The organism is Paraburkholderia sp. CNPSo 3272 (assembly GCF_024206495.1).
Taxonomy (GTDB): domain Bacteria; phylum Pseudomonadota; class Gammaproteobacteria; order Burkholderiales; family Burkholderiaceae; genus Paraburkholderia.
Genome location: NZ_JAMBPQ010000024.1, coordinates 48055 through 64495 on the forward strand (window position 1 = coordinate 48055; position 16441 = coordinate 64495).

Annotated in this window: 13 protein-coding genes and 3 pseudogenes; 9 read left to right on the plus strand and 7 right to left on the minus strand. The window is 66.0% G+C overall.

The features are described 5' to 3' along the window. Positions 1-6: 6 nt before the first annotated feature. From M3I53_RS25235 to M3I53_RS25245, 3 genes are all read left to right on the plus strand, one after another. Positions 7-1053 (plus strand): ABC transporter substrate-binding protein, encoded by a 1047-nt coding sequence (locus M3I53_RS25235; RefSeq protein ID WP_254318621.1) that lies wholly within the window; start codon positions 7-9, stop codon positions 1051-1053. Positions 1054-1141: 88 nt separating this feature from the next. Beyond that, a complete protein-coding gene (locus M3I53_RS25240; RefSeq protein WP_302057842.1) occupies positions 1142-2401 on the plus strand; it encodes an MFS transporter in 1260 nt (419 codons plus the stop codon). A 129-nt stretch (positions 2402-2530) separates the two neighbouring features. Beyond that, a complete protein-coding gene (locus M3I53_RS25245; RefSeq protein WP_254318565.1) occupies positions 2531-2875 on the plus strand; it encodes a hypothetical protein in 345 nt (114 codons plus the stop codon). 87 nt (positions 2876-2962) lie between these two features. Here M3I53_RS25245 and M3I53_RS25250 read toward each other — a convergent pair. Further along, positions 2963-3238: pseudogene (locus M3I53_RS25250) on the minus strand (LysR family transcriptional regulator); the annotation flags it as partial. 65 nt (positions 3239-3303) lie between these two features. On the opposite strand from M3I53_RS25250, the pseudogene M3I53_RS25255 reads away from it, so the two are divergent. Continuing rightward, positions 3304-3810, plus strand: a pseudogene (locus M3I53_RS25255) (aminotransferase class III-fold pyridoxal phosphate-dependent enzyme); the annotation flags it as partial. 19 nt (positions 3811-3829) lie between these two features. Here the strand turns inward: M3I53_RS25255 and M3I53_RS25260 are convergent. Then, positions 3830-4306: an Lrp/AsnC family transcriptional regulator gene (locus tag M3I53_RS25260; RefSeq protein WP_254318622.1), complete on the minus strand. Its 477-nt coding sequence runs from the start codon at positions 4304-4306 to the stop codon at positions 3830-3832. A 114-nt stretch (positions 4307-4420) separates the two neighbouring features. Here M3I53_RS25260 and M3I53_RS25265 point away from each other — a divergent pair, with 114 nt between their 5' ends. After that, on the plus strand, positions 4421-5071 hold the full coding sequence (locus M3I53_RS25265) for a LysE family translocator (RefSeq protein WP_254318566.1): 651 nt from the start codon (positions 4421-4423) through the stop codon (positions 5069-5071). On the opposite strand, the gene M3I53_RS25270 is transcribed toward M3I53_RS25265, so the two are convergent. From M3I53_RS25270 to M3I53_RS25290, 5 genes and pseudogenes are all read right to left on the minus strand, one after another. Then, complete coding sequence (locus M3I53_RS25270) at positions 5068-5730, minus strand: gamma-glutamylcyclotransferase (RefSeq protein WP_254318567.1); 663 nt, start codon at positions 5728-5730, stop codon at positions 5068-5070. The genes M3I53_RS25265 and M3I53_RS25270 overlap by 4 nt on opposite strands. Before the next feature lie 300 nt (positions 5731-6030). Further along, positions 6031-7062, minus strand: a complete 1032-nt coding sequence (locus M3I53_RS25275; RefSeq protein WP_254318568.1) for an SGNH/GDSL hydrolase family protein — start codon at positions 7060-7062, stop codon at positions 6031-6033. Positions 7063-7191: 129 nt separating this feature from the next. Beyond that, positions 7192-7626, minus strand: a pseudogene (locus M3I53_RS25280) (GGDEF domain-containing protein); the annotation flags it as partial. Positions 7627-7994: 368 nt separating this feature from the next. Then, positions 7995-9299, minus strand: a complete 1305-nt coding sequence (locus tag M3I53_RS25285) for an NAD(P)/FAD-dependent oxidoreductase (protein ID WP_254318569.1) — start codon at positions 9297-9299, stop codon at positions 7995-7997. Between the two features lie 362 nt (positions 9300-9661). Beyond that, positions 9662-10771 (minus strand): purine nucleoside permease, encoded by a 1110-nt coding sequence (locus M3I53_RS25290; protein ID WP_254318570.1) that lies wholly within the window; start codon positions 10769-10771, stop codon positions 9662-9664. A gap of 261 nt (positions 10772-11032) precedes the next feature. On the opposite strand from M3I53_RS25290, the gene M3I53_RS25295 reads away from it, so the two are divergent. The 4 genes from M3I53_RS25295 to M3I53_RS25310 all read left to right on the plus strand — a co-directional run bounded on the left by M3I53_RS25295 (position 11033) and on the right by M3I53_RS25310 (position 16437). Beyond that, on the plus strand, positions 11033-12958 hold the full coding sequence (locus M3I53_RS25295) for a potassium transporter Kup (RefSeq protein ID WP_254318571.1): 1926 nt from the start codon (positions 11033-11035) through the stop codon (positions 12956-12958). Positions 12959-13108: 150 nt separating this feature from the next. Then, complete coding sequence (locus tag M3I53_RS25300; protein WP_254318572.1) at positions 13109-13618, plus strand: DUF1269 domain-containing protein; 510 nt, start codon at positions 13109-13111, stop codon at positions 13616-13618. Between the two features lie 381 nt (positions 13619-13999). Beyond that, positions 14000-14596 (plus strand): DUF2760 domain-containing protein, encoded by a 597-nt coding sequence (locus M3I53_RS25305; RefSeq protein ID WP_254318573.1) that lies wholly within the window; start codon positions 14000-14002, stop codon positions 14594-14596. Then, a complete protein-coding gene (locus M3I53_RS25310; protein WP_254318574.1) occupies positions 14593-16437 on the plus strand; it encodes an Hsp70 family protein in 1845 nt (614 codons plus the stop codon). Before M3I53_RS25305 ends, M3I53_RS25310 begins: the two co-directional genes overlap by 4 nt. The last annotated feature ends 4 nt before the right edge of the window (positions 16438-16441 follow it).

Genomic DNA, 16441 nt, shown 5'->3' on the forward strand with positions numbered 1-16441 from the left:
GGCAAGATGCGCGTGAAGTCGCCGCGGCCTTCACCGCGTCGGCGCGCGCTCGTTGCGGCCGGGCTTGGCGCGGCGGCCGTTGCCGCGGGGCTCGCCCCTGCCTGGGTCCGGGCCACGCCGCGCACGGTGCGCATTTCGAAGGGCTATGGCCTGCTGTATCTGCCGCTGCTCGTGATGGAAAAGGCGCGGCTCTTCGAGCGTCATGCGGCCCGCCAGGGGCTCGCGGACGTGAGCGTGGAATGGGTGAGGCTCGACGGCGGCAATTCCGTCGACGACGCCATGATGGCCGGTACGCTCGACTTCGCCGCCGTGGGCGCGCCCGGCTTCATCGAACTGTGGGCGCGGGCGCGCGGCATACCGAACGTCGAGGTGATCGGCATCAGCGGTCTTTCGGCCACGGCGCTCTCGCTCAACACGAACCGGCAGCAGATCGCGACGCTGCGTGACTTCACGAGCGCCGACCGCATTGCCGTGCCGGGCATTCGCACCTCGCTTTCGGCCGTCGTGCTGCAAATGGTGGCGAGCAAGCTGCTGGGGCCGCAGCACTTCGCCCAGCTCGATTCGATCACCGTCGGCCTGCCGCATCCGCAGGCCATGCGGTCGCTGATCCGGCGCGAGGGCGGCATCACCGCGCATTTCGCGTCGCCGCCATTTTCGACGCTCGAATTGCAGCAGCCGGGCATCCACCGCGTGGTCAATTCGGTCGACGTGCTCGGGCCGCTCACGCTCGACGTGGTGTTCGCACCCAAGCGCCTCGTCGACACCGAGCCCGCGCTGGCAAAGGCATTCCTTCACGCGCTCGACGAGGCGAACCGGATGATCGCGCAGGACAAGGCGGCCGCGGCGCAGGTCTATGTCGATTCGTCGGGCTTCGGCGCGTCGCGCGAGCACGTAGTGCAGACGCTCTCTGCGCCGGAGTCGCGCTTTTCGGTCTGGCCCGAGCAGTTGATGGAGTACGTGGACTTTCTGTACATGGTGGGCACTATCAAGGCGAAGCCGCGTACATGGAACGACATGTTCGTGGCGATGCTCGGGGATTTCCGTCCGTCGTAGACATACGCATAGACATAAATAAACGTAGGAGAACAGAGTGAATACAGACTCAACCGTCGATCAACAATCCGTCGAAGAGCGGGATGTCATGTCGAAGATCGCGCGCCGCCTCATGCCGATCCTCGTCGTGATGTTTCTGATTTCGTTCATCGACCGGCAAAACGTCGGCTTCGCGAAGCTGCAAATGGTGCACAGCCTCGACATGACCGAAACGGCGTTCGGCCTTGCGTCGTCGCTGTTCTTCATCGGTTACCTGCTGTTCGAAGTGCCCAGCACGCTCGCGCTGCACCGCTTCGGCGCGCGTGTCTGGCTCGCGCGCATCATGCTCACCTGGGGCGTGATCACGGTGCTGATGGGCTTCACCACGTCGATGCAGGTGTTCTGCGGCCTGCGCCTCGCGCTGGGCATAGCGGAAGCCGGCTTCTATCCCGGCGTGATCTACTACCTCACGCTGTGGTTTCCGCAAAGCTATCGTGCGCGTGTGCTCGGCATCTTCACGCTTGGCAGCGCGCTCGCCAATATGCTGGGCTCGCTCGTGGGCGGCTGGCTGCTGAGCCTCAATGGCGTATGGGGCCTCGCCGGCTGGCAGTGGGTGTTCATCGCCACTGGCCTGCCTGCCGTGCTGGTCGGCATCGCCGTGTTCAGACTGCTGCCGGCGTCGTACCAGGAAGCGCGCTTTCTGAACGCGCGCGAAAAGCAGACCGTGGCGGCCGCGCACGAGCGCGAGAAGCCCCAGCACGCCGAACACTCGCAGCCCTGGAAGGCGCTGCTCGATCCGCGCGTGATGCTGTTCGCGGCGACCTATATGCTGATGTCGACGTCGCTCTACGGCGTGACCTACTGGCTGCCCACGCTCGTGAAGTCGTTTGGCGTGTCGAGCAGCGTGAACGGGCTGTTGAGCATGCTGCCGTGGGCGCTGGCAGTGCTGCTGCTGCTGTGGCTGCCGTCGAAGCTGCGCCGCGCGAATAGCATTCTGCGTGCGATGGCGATCGTCGCGGCGCTCGGCACGCTGGGTTTCCTGCTGAGTCTACTCCTGCCTTCCACGCCGCTGCGTTTCGTCGCGCTCGTGTTCGGCGGCGCGTGCATTCCGCTGTTGTATCCGTGCTTCTGGTCGATGCCGCCGCGCTACTTCACCGGCGCGCGGGCGGCGGCGAGCGTCGCGGCGATCAACTCGATCGGCAATCTCGGCGGCTTCTTCGGCCAGAACCTCATGCCGCTGGCGGGCAAGCTCACGGGCACCGCGTTCGGGCCGATGATCGTACCGATCGTGTGCCTCGCGGTGCTCGGTCTCGGCGTCGTGGTGGCGTGGGGACGCTCCGGGCGCGACATCGAGGGCGTGCCGGCCTGAACCTGGCCGCGATTGTATTTCTGGCAGTAACAGTGAATTCAACCTATGGGCATAGACTTTCGATAGGGTGACCCTACAATCCACACTCATGCGAGCGTATTGCGACGCTCGATCGTGAGAGGGATTCACATGGAGCACATTTTCAAGGGGGCCGTCAGGCTTGCGGGCGTGGCAAGCCGGTCCTCGCACAAGCTCGCCGTATCGCTTGCCGCAGCCTGCGCGGTGCTGGCGGGCTGCGCATCGGCTGGCGACATCACCACGGCGGGTAATCCGGGCACCTACATCGTTTCGGCGTCCGCCACGGGCGGGCGCCTCGCGTGGGCGCGCGCGCACAAGCGCGCGGTAAGCGAGGCCAACGAGTACTGCGAGAGCCGCGGCATGCAAACGAGCCTCGGCATGGAGCACACAGAAGGCCTCGAGGCGCTGCAGCAGCAGGCCTCCATCATCCGCTTCGAGTGCCATCCCAAGCTTTGAGGCGCACGCCTCAGCGAATCACGAACGTTTCCTTGCGCGCCCCGTACCGCTTCGTGACTTCGGAGTGCGCGGTCAGTCTTGATAGACCGACAAGCCTGTGCCGCACAGGTCGGCCATGGCCTCGTCGTGCAGGCGCAGAATGCGCTGGGCGTGCACCAGCAGGCGCTCGCCGGGGCTCGTCAGCGCAACGCCGCGGACGGTGCGCTGAAACAACGGCTGATCGACCATCTCCTCGAGCCGCTAGATCTGCTGACTCAGCGCCGACTAGGTGCGGCCCACGCGTTCGGCGGCACGGCTTAGCGAACGCACCTCGGCGATGACCGCGAATGAAGGCAGCAGATCGATTTCCAGCGGACGGCTCACGATATTAGTCTCTCTTCTAGCTTGCATAAGAACTATTCGATTCTATAAAGCCAGAGCGCCGACTAGACTGCATCACGCTCTCGAAAACGCTGGGCGCCGGCTTGCCGCTCGCGGCCGTGGTCACGTCCGCGCGGATCGAGGAAGCCGCGCACGAACGGGGCTTCCTGTTCTACACGACGCATGTGTCCGATCCGCTTCCTGCTGCAGTCGGCCTGCGGGTGCTGGACGTCGTGGAGCGCGACGGTCTCGTTGCGCGCGCAAACATCATGGGCGAGCGCTTGCGGCGCGCTCTGCTCGGCCTCATGGAGCGCTTCGAATGCATCGGCGACATTCGCGGGCGCGGGCTGCTGCTCGGTCTCGAGATCGTCAAGGACCGCCGCACGAAGGAGCCCGCCGACGGCCTTGGCGCGAACATCACGCGCGAGTGCATGAAGCTCGGGCTCAGCATGAACATCGTGCAGTTGCCGGGCATGGGCGGCGTGTTCCGCATCGCGCCGCCGCTGACCGTGAGCGAGCAGGAGATCGACCTCGGCGTGGAACTGCTGGGGCAGGCGATCGAGCGTTCGCTCTAAGGACCCTGGGGCGTCGCGGCTAGGCGTTGCCGCGCGGCCCGGTCGCGCTCACCGGATTGCCCTGGGGCCGCGCGAGCGCACGTGCGGCGAGCGGCGTGGACATGACGATGGACGTGCGCGTCTCGCCGTAGAGGTTGATGCGCTGGATCAGGCGCTCCAGGTCGGCCACGCTCGTCGCGACGAGGCGAATGACATAGGAGTCAGCGCCAGTCACGTGATGGCATTCGAGCACTTCGGCAATCGTGGCGAGCAGCTTCAGAAACTTCGCCTTTGCGGATTGGGGCACCGTAATGCCGATCAGGGCCGAGATCGGATAGCCCGCGGCGGCCGGATTCACGCGCGCCGTGTAGCCTTCGATCACGCCTGCCTCTTCGAGACGTCTCACGCGCTCCGTAACCGCCGGCACGGAGAGATGCACCCGGCGCGCAAGCTCGGTGTAGGTCATGCGGCCGTTGTCCTGCAGTAGCGCCAGTACTTTCCAGTCCAGGTCGTCCATCATGGCGATTATTTAAGGTGAAAAGCCGATTTTCCCTTAAATCTCACCTTCTGCGGATAATCTGCGCCGTCTACGATAGTCCCCTATAGGACATGCATTGCGGGGAGAGGGGACATGTTGTTCGTCAAAGCCGTGGCGATGGGCTTTTGCATCGCCGCACCGGTCGGGGCCATCGGCATGCTGTGCATCCAGCGCAGCCTGAGCCGCGGTTTTTACTCCGGCTTCGCGACGGGCATTGGCGCGGCCTGCGCGGATGCGTTTTACGGCTTGCTCGGCGCGCTCGGCGTAGCCGGCATCGTGACGGCGCTGCCGATGCTGACGGTGGTGTTGAAGGCGGCGGGCGGGGCGTTTCTGGTGTGGATGGCGTGGACCATCGCGCGCGAGTCGCCCAGCGCGCCGGCCGCCGTACAGGAGACCCAGCGCAGCCCTGTCACGCGGGATTTCCTCACGACGTTTGCGCTGACGCTCTCGAACCCCCTGACCATTTTTTCGTTCATCGCTGCGTTTGCCGCGCTCGGGCCCCTGCCGGCCATGCCAGGCGAGCACGGCGCGCCGGGAGGCTTTTCGGTGGCGCTGATGGCGACTATGGTGACGGGCGTGTTCGCGGGTTCGGCTGTGTGGTGGTTGTTCCTGAGCGGCGTGACGTCCGCGTTGCGTAAGAAACTGCCGCTCGCGTTCACGCGCGGCGTCTCCATGTTTTCCGCCGTTGCGATTGCCGCGTTCGGCGTCGTTCAGATGGTGACCGGTCTCGCGAGGCTCGCTTAAGACGTCGTTTCGAAGCGTTCGAGGGCTTGCGCTACTTCCTCGATGTAGGCGTCCGTCATCGCGGAGTCCGCAAGCGCCTGCCTGAGCTGGAACACATATTCCGCGTTGCTGCCGAGCGGCCCGTGCGCCTGGGCGATCGCACGCGCGGCAGTCGCGGGGCTCGAATCGGCCTCGTATTGTCGCGGGCAGGTGTTCGCCACGAAGGCGAGGGCGTGCCGCGTCTCGCCCGTGGCGAGCGTCACGGTGGTCCAGGCCGGCGTGTAGGCGCCCGTCAGCATCTCGCGGGTCCAGAGAATGTGCAGTTCTTCGTCGAGCGTGGCGGCGTCGAGCCGCAGCACCACGCCTTGCGTATGGCCGCCGCGCTCCAGCGCGAGCATGCGGCCGGGGCGCTGCGGCGTGCCGCGCCCGCCGAACAGGCGAATGCAAAAGCTCCGGCGCCAGCCGTGCAGCGTCGCGTACGCGCGCCGGTCGAAATGCGAGAGCGGATTCCACATGAGCGAACCGTAGCCGAACACCCACACCTCTTCGCCGGCGGGGCGCTTCGCCATCGTATCGGCGAGCGACTGGGCGATCTGGGCCTGCGTCCAGAGAATTTCCGGCGGCAGATGGCTGAAACTCTCGAGAAACGCACCGGAGCGAATGGCGTCCCTGTTTAGCATGGCGTTGACGGGTCGGTGGAGGCTACGTCACGAAGTATGCGGTCGGCGCGTGCGTGGATAAAGTGGCTGGAACGCGATGCTGCGTTCAACTGGGCGCGACAATCGGGGCGGGGCGCTCTTGTCCCCTCCGCAGTTCCCCCAGGATCGCGCCGCCAAACGCGTGCGGGTTACGAAGTGCTGCTCGCGTCGAGCAACTATAGCGCGTCGAAAGTGCTATCCCGGGCGCCGCGGATCATCAGGAATCTTGAGGACTTCACAAGCGACCGCGCCCATACCCGCGCGGTCGCTTGAATTGAGCACTCAATGCCCCAGACCGCTCGCCGCGATCTGCTGCTCGACGTACTGCGCGAACAGCGAATGCATGCGCGTGGTCGGGTGGAGGTCATCGGCGAACATATAGGTCTGGTCGGCATGGGCCGAGATGTAGGTGGCGGGCGAGCAGAGCAGCGATGTGTTATCCGGCGTTCTCGAAGGGTCGCACGCCTGGGCCGTATTCGACACGGTAAATCCGTTGGTCTGGAAGTTCGCGACGAGCTGCGTGATCCAGGTGTAGGAGTTGACTTCGATGACTTTGCCCTGCAGGCCATCCGTCTGCAACGCGCCATTCAACGTCGAGTTGAAGAGCTGCGAGAGCTGGGTCAGGTTCGCGCCGCCGTCGGCCGAGGTGATGCCCTTGGGTGAGAGGCCGATGTTCGGCACGTTGATTACCACGACATGAGTGGCGCCGGCCTGCACGATCTGCCCGACGACCTGTGCGAGCGTCGTGGCGGCAGTCTGCACGACCGTGTTGGCCGTTGGCGGGTTGCCGGCGCGCAGCACGTCGTTTGCGCCTGCCCAGACCAGCACGAGCTGACCGGAGTTGAAGGTGCCGTGAGCGGAGATGTAGCTCGACACCTGCTGATTGACCGGCATTTCGATGTTGCCGATCACGTCCGAGAGGAAGTCGTACTGGTTGGCCGGCGTGGCGACCGTCGAGCCGCCCTCTGCGTAGCCGAAGCCGCCTTGCGCGCTCAGCTTGTGATCGAGACCGACCGTGTATGCGGCGTTCAGGGTGTCCCCATAATATTGCGCGACGTCCTGGGACCAGACCTGACCCGGGTTCGTCGTGAAACGCCCGCCCCCCACGGCGCTTGCAAGCGGCGCGTAGGTTCCGACGTCGGAAAGGCTGTCGCCGAACGAGACGACCTGCAGTTTGACGCCGCCCGGCGGCGTGCTCGTGCCGGTACCCGAGCCACCGCCTCCGCCGCCACCGCCACCGCCGCCGCAAGCCACGAGGAGGAAAATCAGTCCGGCGGAAATTGCCGCCCGGATCCGCGTGTCGATCGTTGCCATTGTGCCCCCTTACCGCTTGACGCGATTGCGCCCGCGACCGGATAGGGCGGGCCCAAGAGGGCTAGCAAAAAGAATGCGCGTAGCCTACAAATGGCTGACGGGCGGGAATGCCGGACGTGGCGTGAGGCGTTAAAGGACCAGCGTTTCCAGCCGGTTGCCGCCCAGCGCTTTCGCGCTGTAGAGCGCGGCGTCCGCGGCGGCCAGCAGGTCGGAGAGCGTGGACGCTTCGTGACCATGCTGCGCAAGGCCGACGCTCACCGTGGCGCGTATGACGACGCCATCGACCTTGTTCATGGCGGTTTGAGCGAAACGCGTTGCGATCGCTTCGCCTACCGCTTTGGCGCGCACGCGGTCGTGGCCTGGCAGCAAGGCGGCGAACTCTTCACCGCCTATGCGCGCGAGGATCGCCTCGTGTCCCATGGCGCTGCGGGCAACGTCCGCGAACGTCTTGAGGACTTCGTCACCGGTCCTGTGGCCGTAGCGATCGTTGATGGTCTTGAAGTGGTCGAGATCGAAGGCAAGCAGCGAAACCGGCTGACGCGTCACGATTTCGCTTATGACGCGCGGCGAACGCGCATTTTACGCCGAAACTTAATACCGCGATGCTCGTTCCCTGATTCTTCGCCGCGTGCCGCGACGGCTTCACGTGTCGCGCCAGGCCTCGATGCGTTCTGTATCGAGTCCCAACCGGTCGAGCGCGCGGCTCACCGAATGATCATCAAGTCCGGCAGGCTCGGCGGCTTCGCGTCGAGCGCGAGCACCGGCGCGAACACCACGGCGCGGGCCTCGGTCACCGTCGTCATGTTGCGCAGATGGACGAGGTTCAGCGGCGGCGGGGCTTTGCTTGAGATGGTTGCGCAGGCGGTTGGGTGATATTGTGATCAGGAGTGCGATGGTTTCTCGTTCTGCTTTGGCCAAAGGAAACAAAAAGGCTAAGGAAAATCCTGCATGGCAAGCCAATGCCGAATCATCCTTGCCTGCTCGGCATCGAGCGACTTGAGCACCTGCTCAGCGGGCTCGCGCCGCAGCGCTTCAACCACAGGCGCAAGCGCGGCATCGCACAGATGCCATATCCCAAGCGGCTGATCCGGGCTCGCGACCACGTCCGCTTCGGCAATCATGCCGCCATCGATCACGGGCGCGCGTCCCACATTCAGTTCGTTGAAATCGGCGCTAACGTGAGCGGGCCGGTCGTCGGGCCATGCGACACGCGTTTGCCAGAATGGCCGCGTCGTCCAGCGCTGTTCGAGCGCATAGACATCGCGCCCGGTGCGTGCGAAGCGCATGAACAACTGCTCGATGCGCTGCTGGTGAAAGCGCAGCGCGAGGGGCGCGCGCTCGGGCAGTGCGAGCAGCGTGTGGATCACCGCTGGCGCCTGCAACGCGGAGGTGAGCGACTGGAATACGCCGTTGCCCGCGAGCGGGTCGACGGCCATGGCGGCATCGCCCACGCGCAACCAGTTGTGGCCGCCGGTACGCCCGCACAGCGTTGCGGTGCTGCTGCGCGCATAGAGGCGTGCATCGTTCGCGGCGTCGCCCGCGAAGAAGTCGCTGGCAAGCGGCGAATGCCGCGTGCGCTCGCAAAACGCGAGTAGTTCATCGCGCTGCGGCAGTTCGGGGTTCGTGACGTCCAGCGTCAATTGCCAGTAGCAGCGGCCGTCGCCCAGACGCGCCATCCATGCCCATCCGCCAGGCAGGCTTTCCACCGCAGTGGCTGCTGCGCCCGCGCGGCCCTTCCACACGTTCAGCAGGCTCACGGTTTGCGGGCCGCGCGTGGCGTCGCGCAGCAGCGGCGCGAGGCGCCCGCGTGCTTCGACCAGAAAGTCCGCGCGTAACGTGAGCGGTCCATCAGCGGTTTCGATCATGAGATCGTGACCCGCGGATGAGGAATGCAGCGAGCGCACGTTCGCCTCGATCATGTCCACGCCCGCGCTGCACAGGTCCTCGCGCAGGGCCGCATCGAACACGCGCCGGTCGACGAGAAATTCCGCGTCGAGCGTTTGCAGCGCGCCGTTCCAGAGCGTGGTGCGCACGCACGGCCCTTCGCCGCAACTGGCTGCGCGATGCAAGCCCGCGCGTCGCAGCGCTTCGATCGCGCGTGCCGATAAGGCTTCGGCAGCGTCGAAGCGGCGCCAGTCGCTCACCACCTGCACGCGATAACCGAGGCCCGCGAGCGAGCGCGCAACAGCTGCGCCCGCCGGCCCCGCGCCGAGCACGACGATGCTGGCGGCATTCATGACGCGTGCGCTCGCGAATGCACTCTCGCGTACATGATGTGCGTGACGGCATGAAGGGGAGATAAGTCAACGTGCATGCTGTCCCCCGTGGAATCATGGCGCATCGCTTCGCGACCCCTGCGCTGCGCTCGAAATGCGTGAAATCTAATCTGGCATAGATGCCGCGATAAAGCTATCCGGTCAAAGGAGGATTTCAGCGGCCGAAAACCCGCATTCCGATGCGCAATGCGTATGAACGATCGTGCGCTGTAATTGCTTTGCGAATTGGCGATGCATGCCGCGTAGCGGCACGCATCGATCATCTGTATTCCTACAAGGATGTTTGATGCAACGAGGCAAAGCGGGGCCAGGGCCTAATGCGGCTAGCGGGGCGACGCTGCAGACGAATATGCAGGAATGCCATCCTGCCACTTGCCCCAGTGCCCGACGATGGTCTGCACGAGCGGACGGCCCGTGCGATAGAGGTTTTCCAACGCGGGCGTAAAGCCGCCCTGGCTCGCATAGTTCAGCAAATTCGCCGCATTCGATTCGCCCGCATACGGACGATCGAAGTCAGAGCCCGCGCGCAGCACGGCCACGCGATCGAGGTCCACGCGCTGCGCACGCGCCGCGCGGCTGAGTGCTTCGAACGTGGCGTTGTCCTCCTGCTGCGTCATGCAGTACACCCCTTGGCCGCCGGTCAACTGGCGCGTGAACTCGCTCGCCCTCGCGCCGAGCGCCTTGCCCGACCACCAGGTATCGTCGGCGACCGAATCGCAGCGGATCACCGTGGGCGGCCGGTTGGCGGGAGCGTAAGCATATTTCGCGCGAGCGGCCTGGGCCTGCGGGCTATCGGCGAGCCTCACGTCCCGCGAGATCGCCCAGGCGGCAGAGGTGAGCCGCGGGTTCAGGCGGAACACTTCGGTGCGGTAGTCGAGCGCGGGCTTGTCGCCGGGGCTTTTCGTATTGATGCCGAGATAGCCGGTGCGCCAGCCGCGCGGGCGGTCATCTCCGTCGATCTCCCACTGCAGGCCGAAATCGACGAGCCAGTCCGACCAGGCCGCCGAGCCGATCGTGCCATGCTCGGGGTTCACACCCGCAATGCCCGCGATGAGAAAGTAAGTCTTGCGCAGGTCGAACTGCGGCGCGAAGGCGAGGGCCATCATCGAAGCGGCGGCATTCGCATGGCCTATGCCGGTCGTCATCACGCAGACGTCGTCGGCATTGCATCGCACTTCGGGATAGTCCGGTGAGAGGCCCGCGATTGTCACGGACTCCCAGGGACCGAGACGATCGAGCCATGTCTTCGCTTCGGGCGCGAACATCGTCACGATCATGACTTTCACCGGACGGCCGTGTGCGGCGGCGCCCGCTTGCGCGAAGACCGAGGGTTGCGCAGAAAGCGTCCCGGCGTCCTGTTGCGCTGAACGGGGCTGCGACGTGCAGGCAGCGAGCGCGAGCGCGGCGCAGAGGAGCGTGAGGCGGCTTCGCATTGTGTATGTCCTTATGGTTGTACGCGTATCGGGCGACTCTATCGGTCGGGCGAATGTTCAGCAAAATACGTTCGACTATGACAGTTTTGCGAAGGCGCGGCGCCTCCCACGGCGCTGTAGCCGTTGCGCGCCACGCAAAGCGCATTTTCGCGCCAAGTTCCTATACTTCGACTAGTGTGCCCGATGAGGCAGCCTCGCCAATACGAAGCGACACGGCCGCGCGGCCCCCCGGCACGCATGCGGCACCACCAGGAGGGAGACATGGGACAATCCGCATCCGCGGCGCCCGCGCACGGGCGCCTTGGCGACTCCGGCCCGCATCGCCCCGCGCTTCCCGCGCTCGCACTGGCCGCGCTCGGCGTGGTCTACGGTGACATCGGCACGAGCCCGCTCTACACGCTTGCCACTGTGTTCGATCCCGGCAACGGCCTCGCGCTCAATGCTTTCAATATCGTAGGCATCGTCTCGCTGATCTTCTGGTCGCTGATGATCGTCGTCTCGCTCAAATATGTGGCGCTCATCCTGCGAGCGAACAATCACGGCGAGGGCGGCATCATGGCGCTGCTCGCGCTAGCGGCTTCCTCGGTCGCGTCGCGGCCGCATCTGCGTGCCACGCTGCTCGTGATCGGCGTGATGGGCGCGGCGCTCTTTTTCGGCGACAGCGTGATCACGCCGGCCATCTCGGTGCTGAGCGCCGTGGAAGGCCTCGAAGTCGCCGAGCCCGCGCTCAAGACCTACGTGATTCCGGTGACGCTTACGGCGATCATCGTGCTGTTCGTCACGCAAAAGCACGGCACGGGTGGCATCGGCGCCGTGTTCGGTCCGGTGATGGTGCTGTGGTTCATCGTGATCGCCGCGGCGGGTGTGGCCAACATCCTCTCCGCGCCGGCCGTGCTGTTCGCGCTCGATCCGCGCGAAGGCATCGCGTTTTGTCTGCATCACCGCTGGCTCGCCTTCGTCGCCCTGGGCGCGGTCGTGCTTTCGCTTACCGGCGCCGAGGCGCTCTATGCAGACATGGGCCACTTCGGCAAGCAGCCTATTCGCCTCACGTGGTTCGGCATGGTGTTTCCAGCGCTCGCGCTCAATTACCTCGGGCAGGGCGCGCTGCTGCTGGCCAATCCCGGCGCAGTGCAAAACCCGTTCTACCGGCTCTTCCCGCAATGGTCGATCGTGCCGATGATCGTGCTTGCGACCGTCGCCACGGTCATCGCCTCGCAGGCCGTGATTTCAGGCACGTATTCCATGGCGATGCAGGCCATGCAACTCTCCTTCCTGCCGCGCATGAATATCGTGCACACCTCGGAGCGCGAAATCGGACAGATCTACGTGCCCGGGATCAACTGGATCCTGCTCGTCGCCGTGGTCGCGGCGGTGGTGGGCTTCCGGTCGTCCACGGCGCTCGGCTCCGCTTACGGCATCGCCGTGACCGGCACGATGCTCATCACGACGTTCCTCACGTTCTTCGTCGTGCGTTATGCGTGGCACTACAACTGGGCGTTATGCGTGTTCGCCACGGCTTTCTTCTTCGCGATCGACGCCATGTTCTTCTCGGCCAATCTGCTCAAGATCGTGGACGGCGGCTGGTTCCCGCTCGTGATCGGCGGACTGATGTTCACGGTCATGGCGACCTGGGGCAAGGGCTGGGAAATGATGGCGGCCGAGGCGCGCGTGCGCGCCGGCAAGAAGCCCCTCAAGCCCTATCTCGCGACGCTGCTCGAGAGCTCGCCGGTGCGCGTGGGCGGCACGGCGATCTTCCTCACGCCGAACGCCGACGCCGTACCGCACGCGCTCGTCAACAACTTGCGGCACAACCGGGTGTTGCACGAACGCGTAGTATTCCTGAGCGTGAGGACGAAAGATGTGCCATGGGTGGCCGAGAGCGAGCGCGTGATGGTCGAACTGCTATGTCCGGGCTGCTACTGCGTCGTCGTCAATTACGGATTCAAGGACGAGGTGGACTTGCCATGCACGCTCGCCGCCTATAAGTCCGCGGAGTTGACGTTCGATCTCGACGAGACGTCGTGGTTCCTCAGCCGCGCCGTGGTGGTGCCGAAGCGCGGCCATGGCATGGCGCTCTGGCGCGAGCGCCTTTTTGCGGTGATGCTGCACAACGTCGGCAATATCGCCGCGTTCTTCAAGCTGCCGGCCAATCGCGTGATCGAGGTCGGTGCGCGCGTCGAGATCTAGGTGTCTCGATGCGCGTGGGTTGTCGCGCAAACCCACGCCAGGCTGTCGCGCTGAGGGGAACTCAGGCGTAGGATGATCGAAATCGCATCGTAGTCATGTGGCGACGAGCCGGTTGCAAGCGGTTCGCCGCATGACGGAAGGAGGGCCATCATGAGACGCCTCTATTTCCTCGCTCCCGACACCACCACGGCGCAGGCGATCGTCGACGATCTGCTGCGCGCGCGCATCACGTGGCGTCATATTCACGTCCTCGCCAATCACAGCGTGGGGCTCGAACGTTTGCCCGAGGCCTCGCTGCTGCAGCGCAGTGACGTGGTGCACGCGCTGGAGCGCGGCGTGATGTTCGGCGCAGCGACCGGCGCGATCGTCGGACTCGTCGCGCTGATATTTCCGCCTGAGAACTTCGATATCACGGGCGGGGTGGTCGTCGCGCTGACCCTCGCGGGCATGATATTCGGCGCGTGGGTGGCCGGCATGATCGGAGTGGACGAACCGAACACGCGGCTCTCGCGCTTTCACGTGCCGATCGAAGAGGGTCAGCTGCTGGTCATGGCCGATGTGCCCGGCTCGCGCGAAGCGGAGATCGAGGCGAACATCGCGCAACACGTTCCGCGTGCCGACGTGGAAGGCGCGGAAGCGACGACGCCCATCTTTCCCTGAAAGCGCCGGGGCTTGAAAGCGAATCACGGGGGCGGCGCAGGCCTGTTGGCGCTTGCGCAAGTCGCCATGCGCGCCCCAGTTCATCTGCCTTGCCGCCCTTTTTAGGGGCACAGCGTTCAGCCAGTGACCACCGAGGTTCAGCCGCGCTGCCCCGCCCGCCGCAACGCCCCGCGCCCGCCGCCGGGCGCGCCATTCCCTCGCCAAATCCGCATTTTGACCGGCTTGCGCCCGCGACAAGGCAAAATACGGGTTTTGAGCCCGCGCCGGGCTCAATTTCCCCTGCCGGCCGCCTCCTTCCAGGCATCGATCGGGCCTCGTTGCGAGCCCGGCAGGTCGGCTCGCCTTGTCTGCGAGCCCTCAAGCGATATTGGAGTCGTCTACATGCCCGAAACGAATCTGTCTTTCTTCGGCCGCCTTTCGGTCGCGCTGGGATCGTTCTTCGCGATCCTCGGCGACGGCGAGCTCGCCGCCAACGTGCGCCGTCTGCGTGAAGGCGGGTTTGCACCCGCCACCGCTGCGCCTGCGCCCGCCGCGGCTCCGGTTGCGAAGCCGGCGCCCGCACCCGCACCTGCACCCGCGCCCACCGTCATCAAGGAAGCCACGCCCGACGCCGCGCTCCAGTTGCTCGGCCTGCTCCAGCGCAACGCGCGCTTCGTCGATTTCGTCGAGGAAGACATTGCCGGCTATGCCGATGCGGATATCGGCGCCGCCGCCCGAATCGTCCACGAAGGCTGCCGCGCCACGCTGCGCGACCATTTCGCGATCCGCCCGGTGCGCAGCGAGTCCGAAGGCTCGCGCGTGACGCTGCCGGCCGGCTTCGACGCCGCCGCCGTGCGCCTCACCGGCAACGTGGTGGGCGAGGCGCCGTTCAGCGGGAGCCTTACGCATCGCGGCTGGCGCGTCGAGGAGGTCAAGCTGCCGCAACTCGTCAAGACGCACGACGCGCGCATCATCGCGCCGGCGGAGGTGGAGCTGTGAGCGATCCGCGTTATTCGATTGGCGTCGACCTGGGCACGACGCATTGCGCGCTGTCCTACGTCGACCTCAGCGCCAGCGATGGCGAAAAGACCCAGCAGGGCGTGCTCAACGTGACCCAGCTTACGGCGCCGGGCACGCTGGAATCGCCCGACCTGCTGCCTTCGTTTCTCTACTTGCCGCATGCGGGCGAGCTGACGCCGGGCGACCTCACGCTGCCGTGGACCACCACGCGCGAGTACGCCGTGGGCGAGCTTGCACGCAGCCGGGGCGCGGGCACGCCGATCCGCCTCGTGTCGAGCGCGAAGAGCTGGCTGTGCCACCCCGGCGTGGATCGCCGCGCGGCCATTCTGCCCAACGACGCGCCGCCCGAGGTCACGCGCGTGTCGCCGCTCGAAAGCTCGGTGCGCTATCTCACGCACCTGCGCGAGGCCTGGGACCACGCGCACCCGGAGGCGCCGTTCGGCGAGCAGGAGATCACCGTTACGATTCCGGCCTCGTTCGACCCCGCCGCGCGCGAGCTGACGGCCGAGGCTGCGCAGACCGCCGGCTACGCTAACATGACGCTGCTGGAAGAGCCGCAAGCGGCGCTCTATAGCTGGATCCAGAAAAGCGCCGGCGCGTGGCGCAAGGAAGTGAAGGTCGGCGACATCATCCTCGTCGTGGATGTGGGCGGCGGCACGACCGATCTTTCGCTGATCGCCGTGGTCGAGCGCGAAGGCAATCTCGAACTGCACCGCGTGGCCGTGGGCGAGCACATTCTGCTCGGCGGCGACAACATGGACCTCGCGCTCGCGCACGTGGTCGCGCGCAAGCTCGCGACCCAGGGCACGCAGGCCGATCCGTGGCAGCTGCGCGCGCTGACCTACGCGTGCCGCTCGGCCAAGGAAACGCTGCTAAGCGACGCCTCTGTCGATACGGTGCCGATCGTCGTGCCGAGCCGCGGCTCGAAGCTGATCGGCGGTTCGATCCGCACGGAACTCACGCGCACCGAACTCACGCAGATCATTCTCGAAGGCTTCTTCCCGCAGGTGGACGCCGCCGCGCGTCCCGCCGTGCGCACGCGCGTGGGTCTCACGCAGCTTGGCCTGCCGTACGCGCAGGACGCGGGCGTCACGCGCCATCTCGCAGCCTTCCTCGGCCGCCAGGTGCAGGCGCTCTCGGAACTCGAAGGCTTTGGCGCGCCGCCCGCAGGCGCGACCTTCCTCCACCCCACGGCGGTCCTTTTCAACGGCGGCGTGTTCAAGTCGGCGCTGCTCTCGCAACGTGTCCTCGATATTCTCAACGGCTGGCTCGCGGCCGAGGGCGCGGCGAGCGCGCGTCTGCTCGGCGGCGCCGACCTCGACCTCGCGGTGGCGCGCGGCGCGGCCTATTACGGCTACGTGAAGCGCGGCAAGGGCGTGCGCATTCGGGGCGGCACGGCGCGCGCGTATTACGTGGCCGTCGAATCGGCCATGCCGGCGGTGCCGGGGCTCGAGCCGCCCGTGTCGGCGCTCTGCGTCGCGCCCTTTGGCATGGAAGAGGGCACCGAGGCGGCGCTGCCGCCGCAGGAATTCGGCCTCGTCGTGGGCGAGCCGGTGCACTTCCGTTTCTTCGGCTCTTCGGTGCGGCGCCTGGATCAGGTCGGCACGATGCTCGACTACTGGTCGCCCGAAGAATTGCAGGAGCTGGAGGAAATCCAGGCGACGCTGCCGACCGAAGGCCGCACGCCCGGCGAGGTCGTGCCCGTGAAGCTGCACGCGCGCGTGACGGAGGCGGGCACGCTGGAGCTTGAGGCCATGCCGAGCGGCACGAACGAGCGTTGGAAGGTCGAGTTCGACGTGCGCGGCGGAGCAGGCGGCTGAGCAC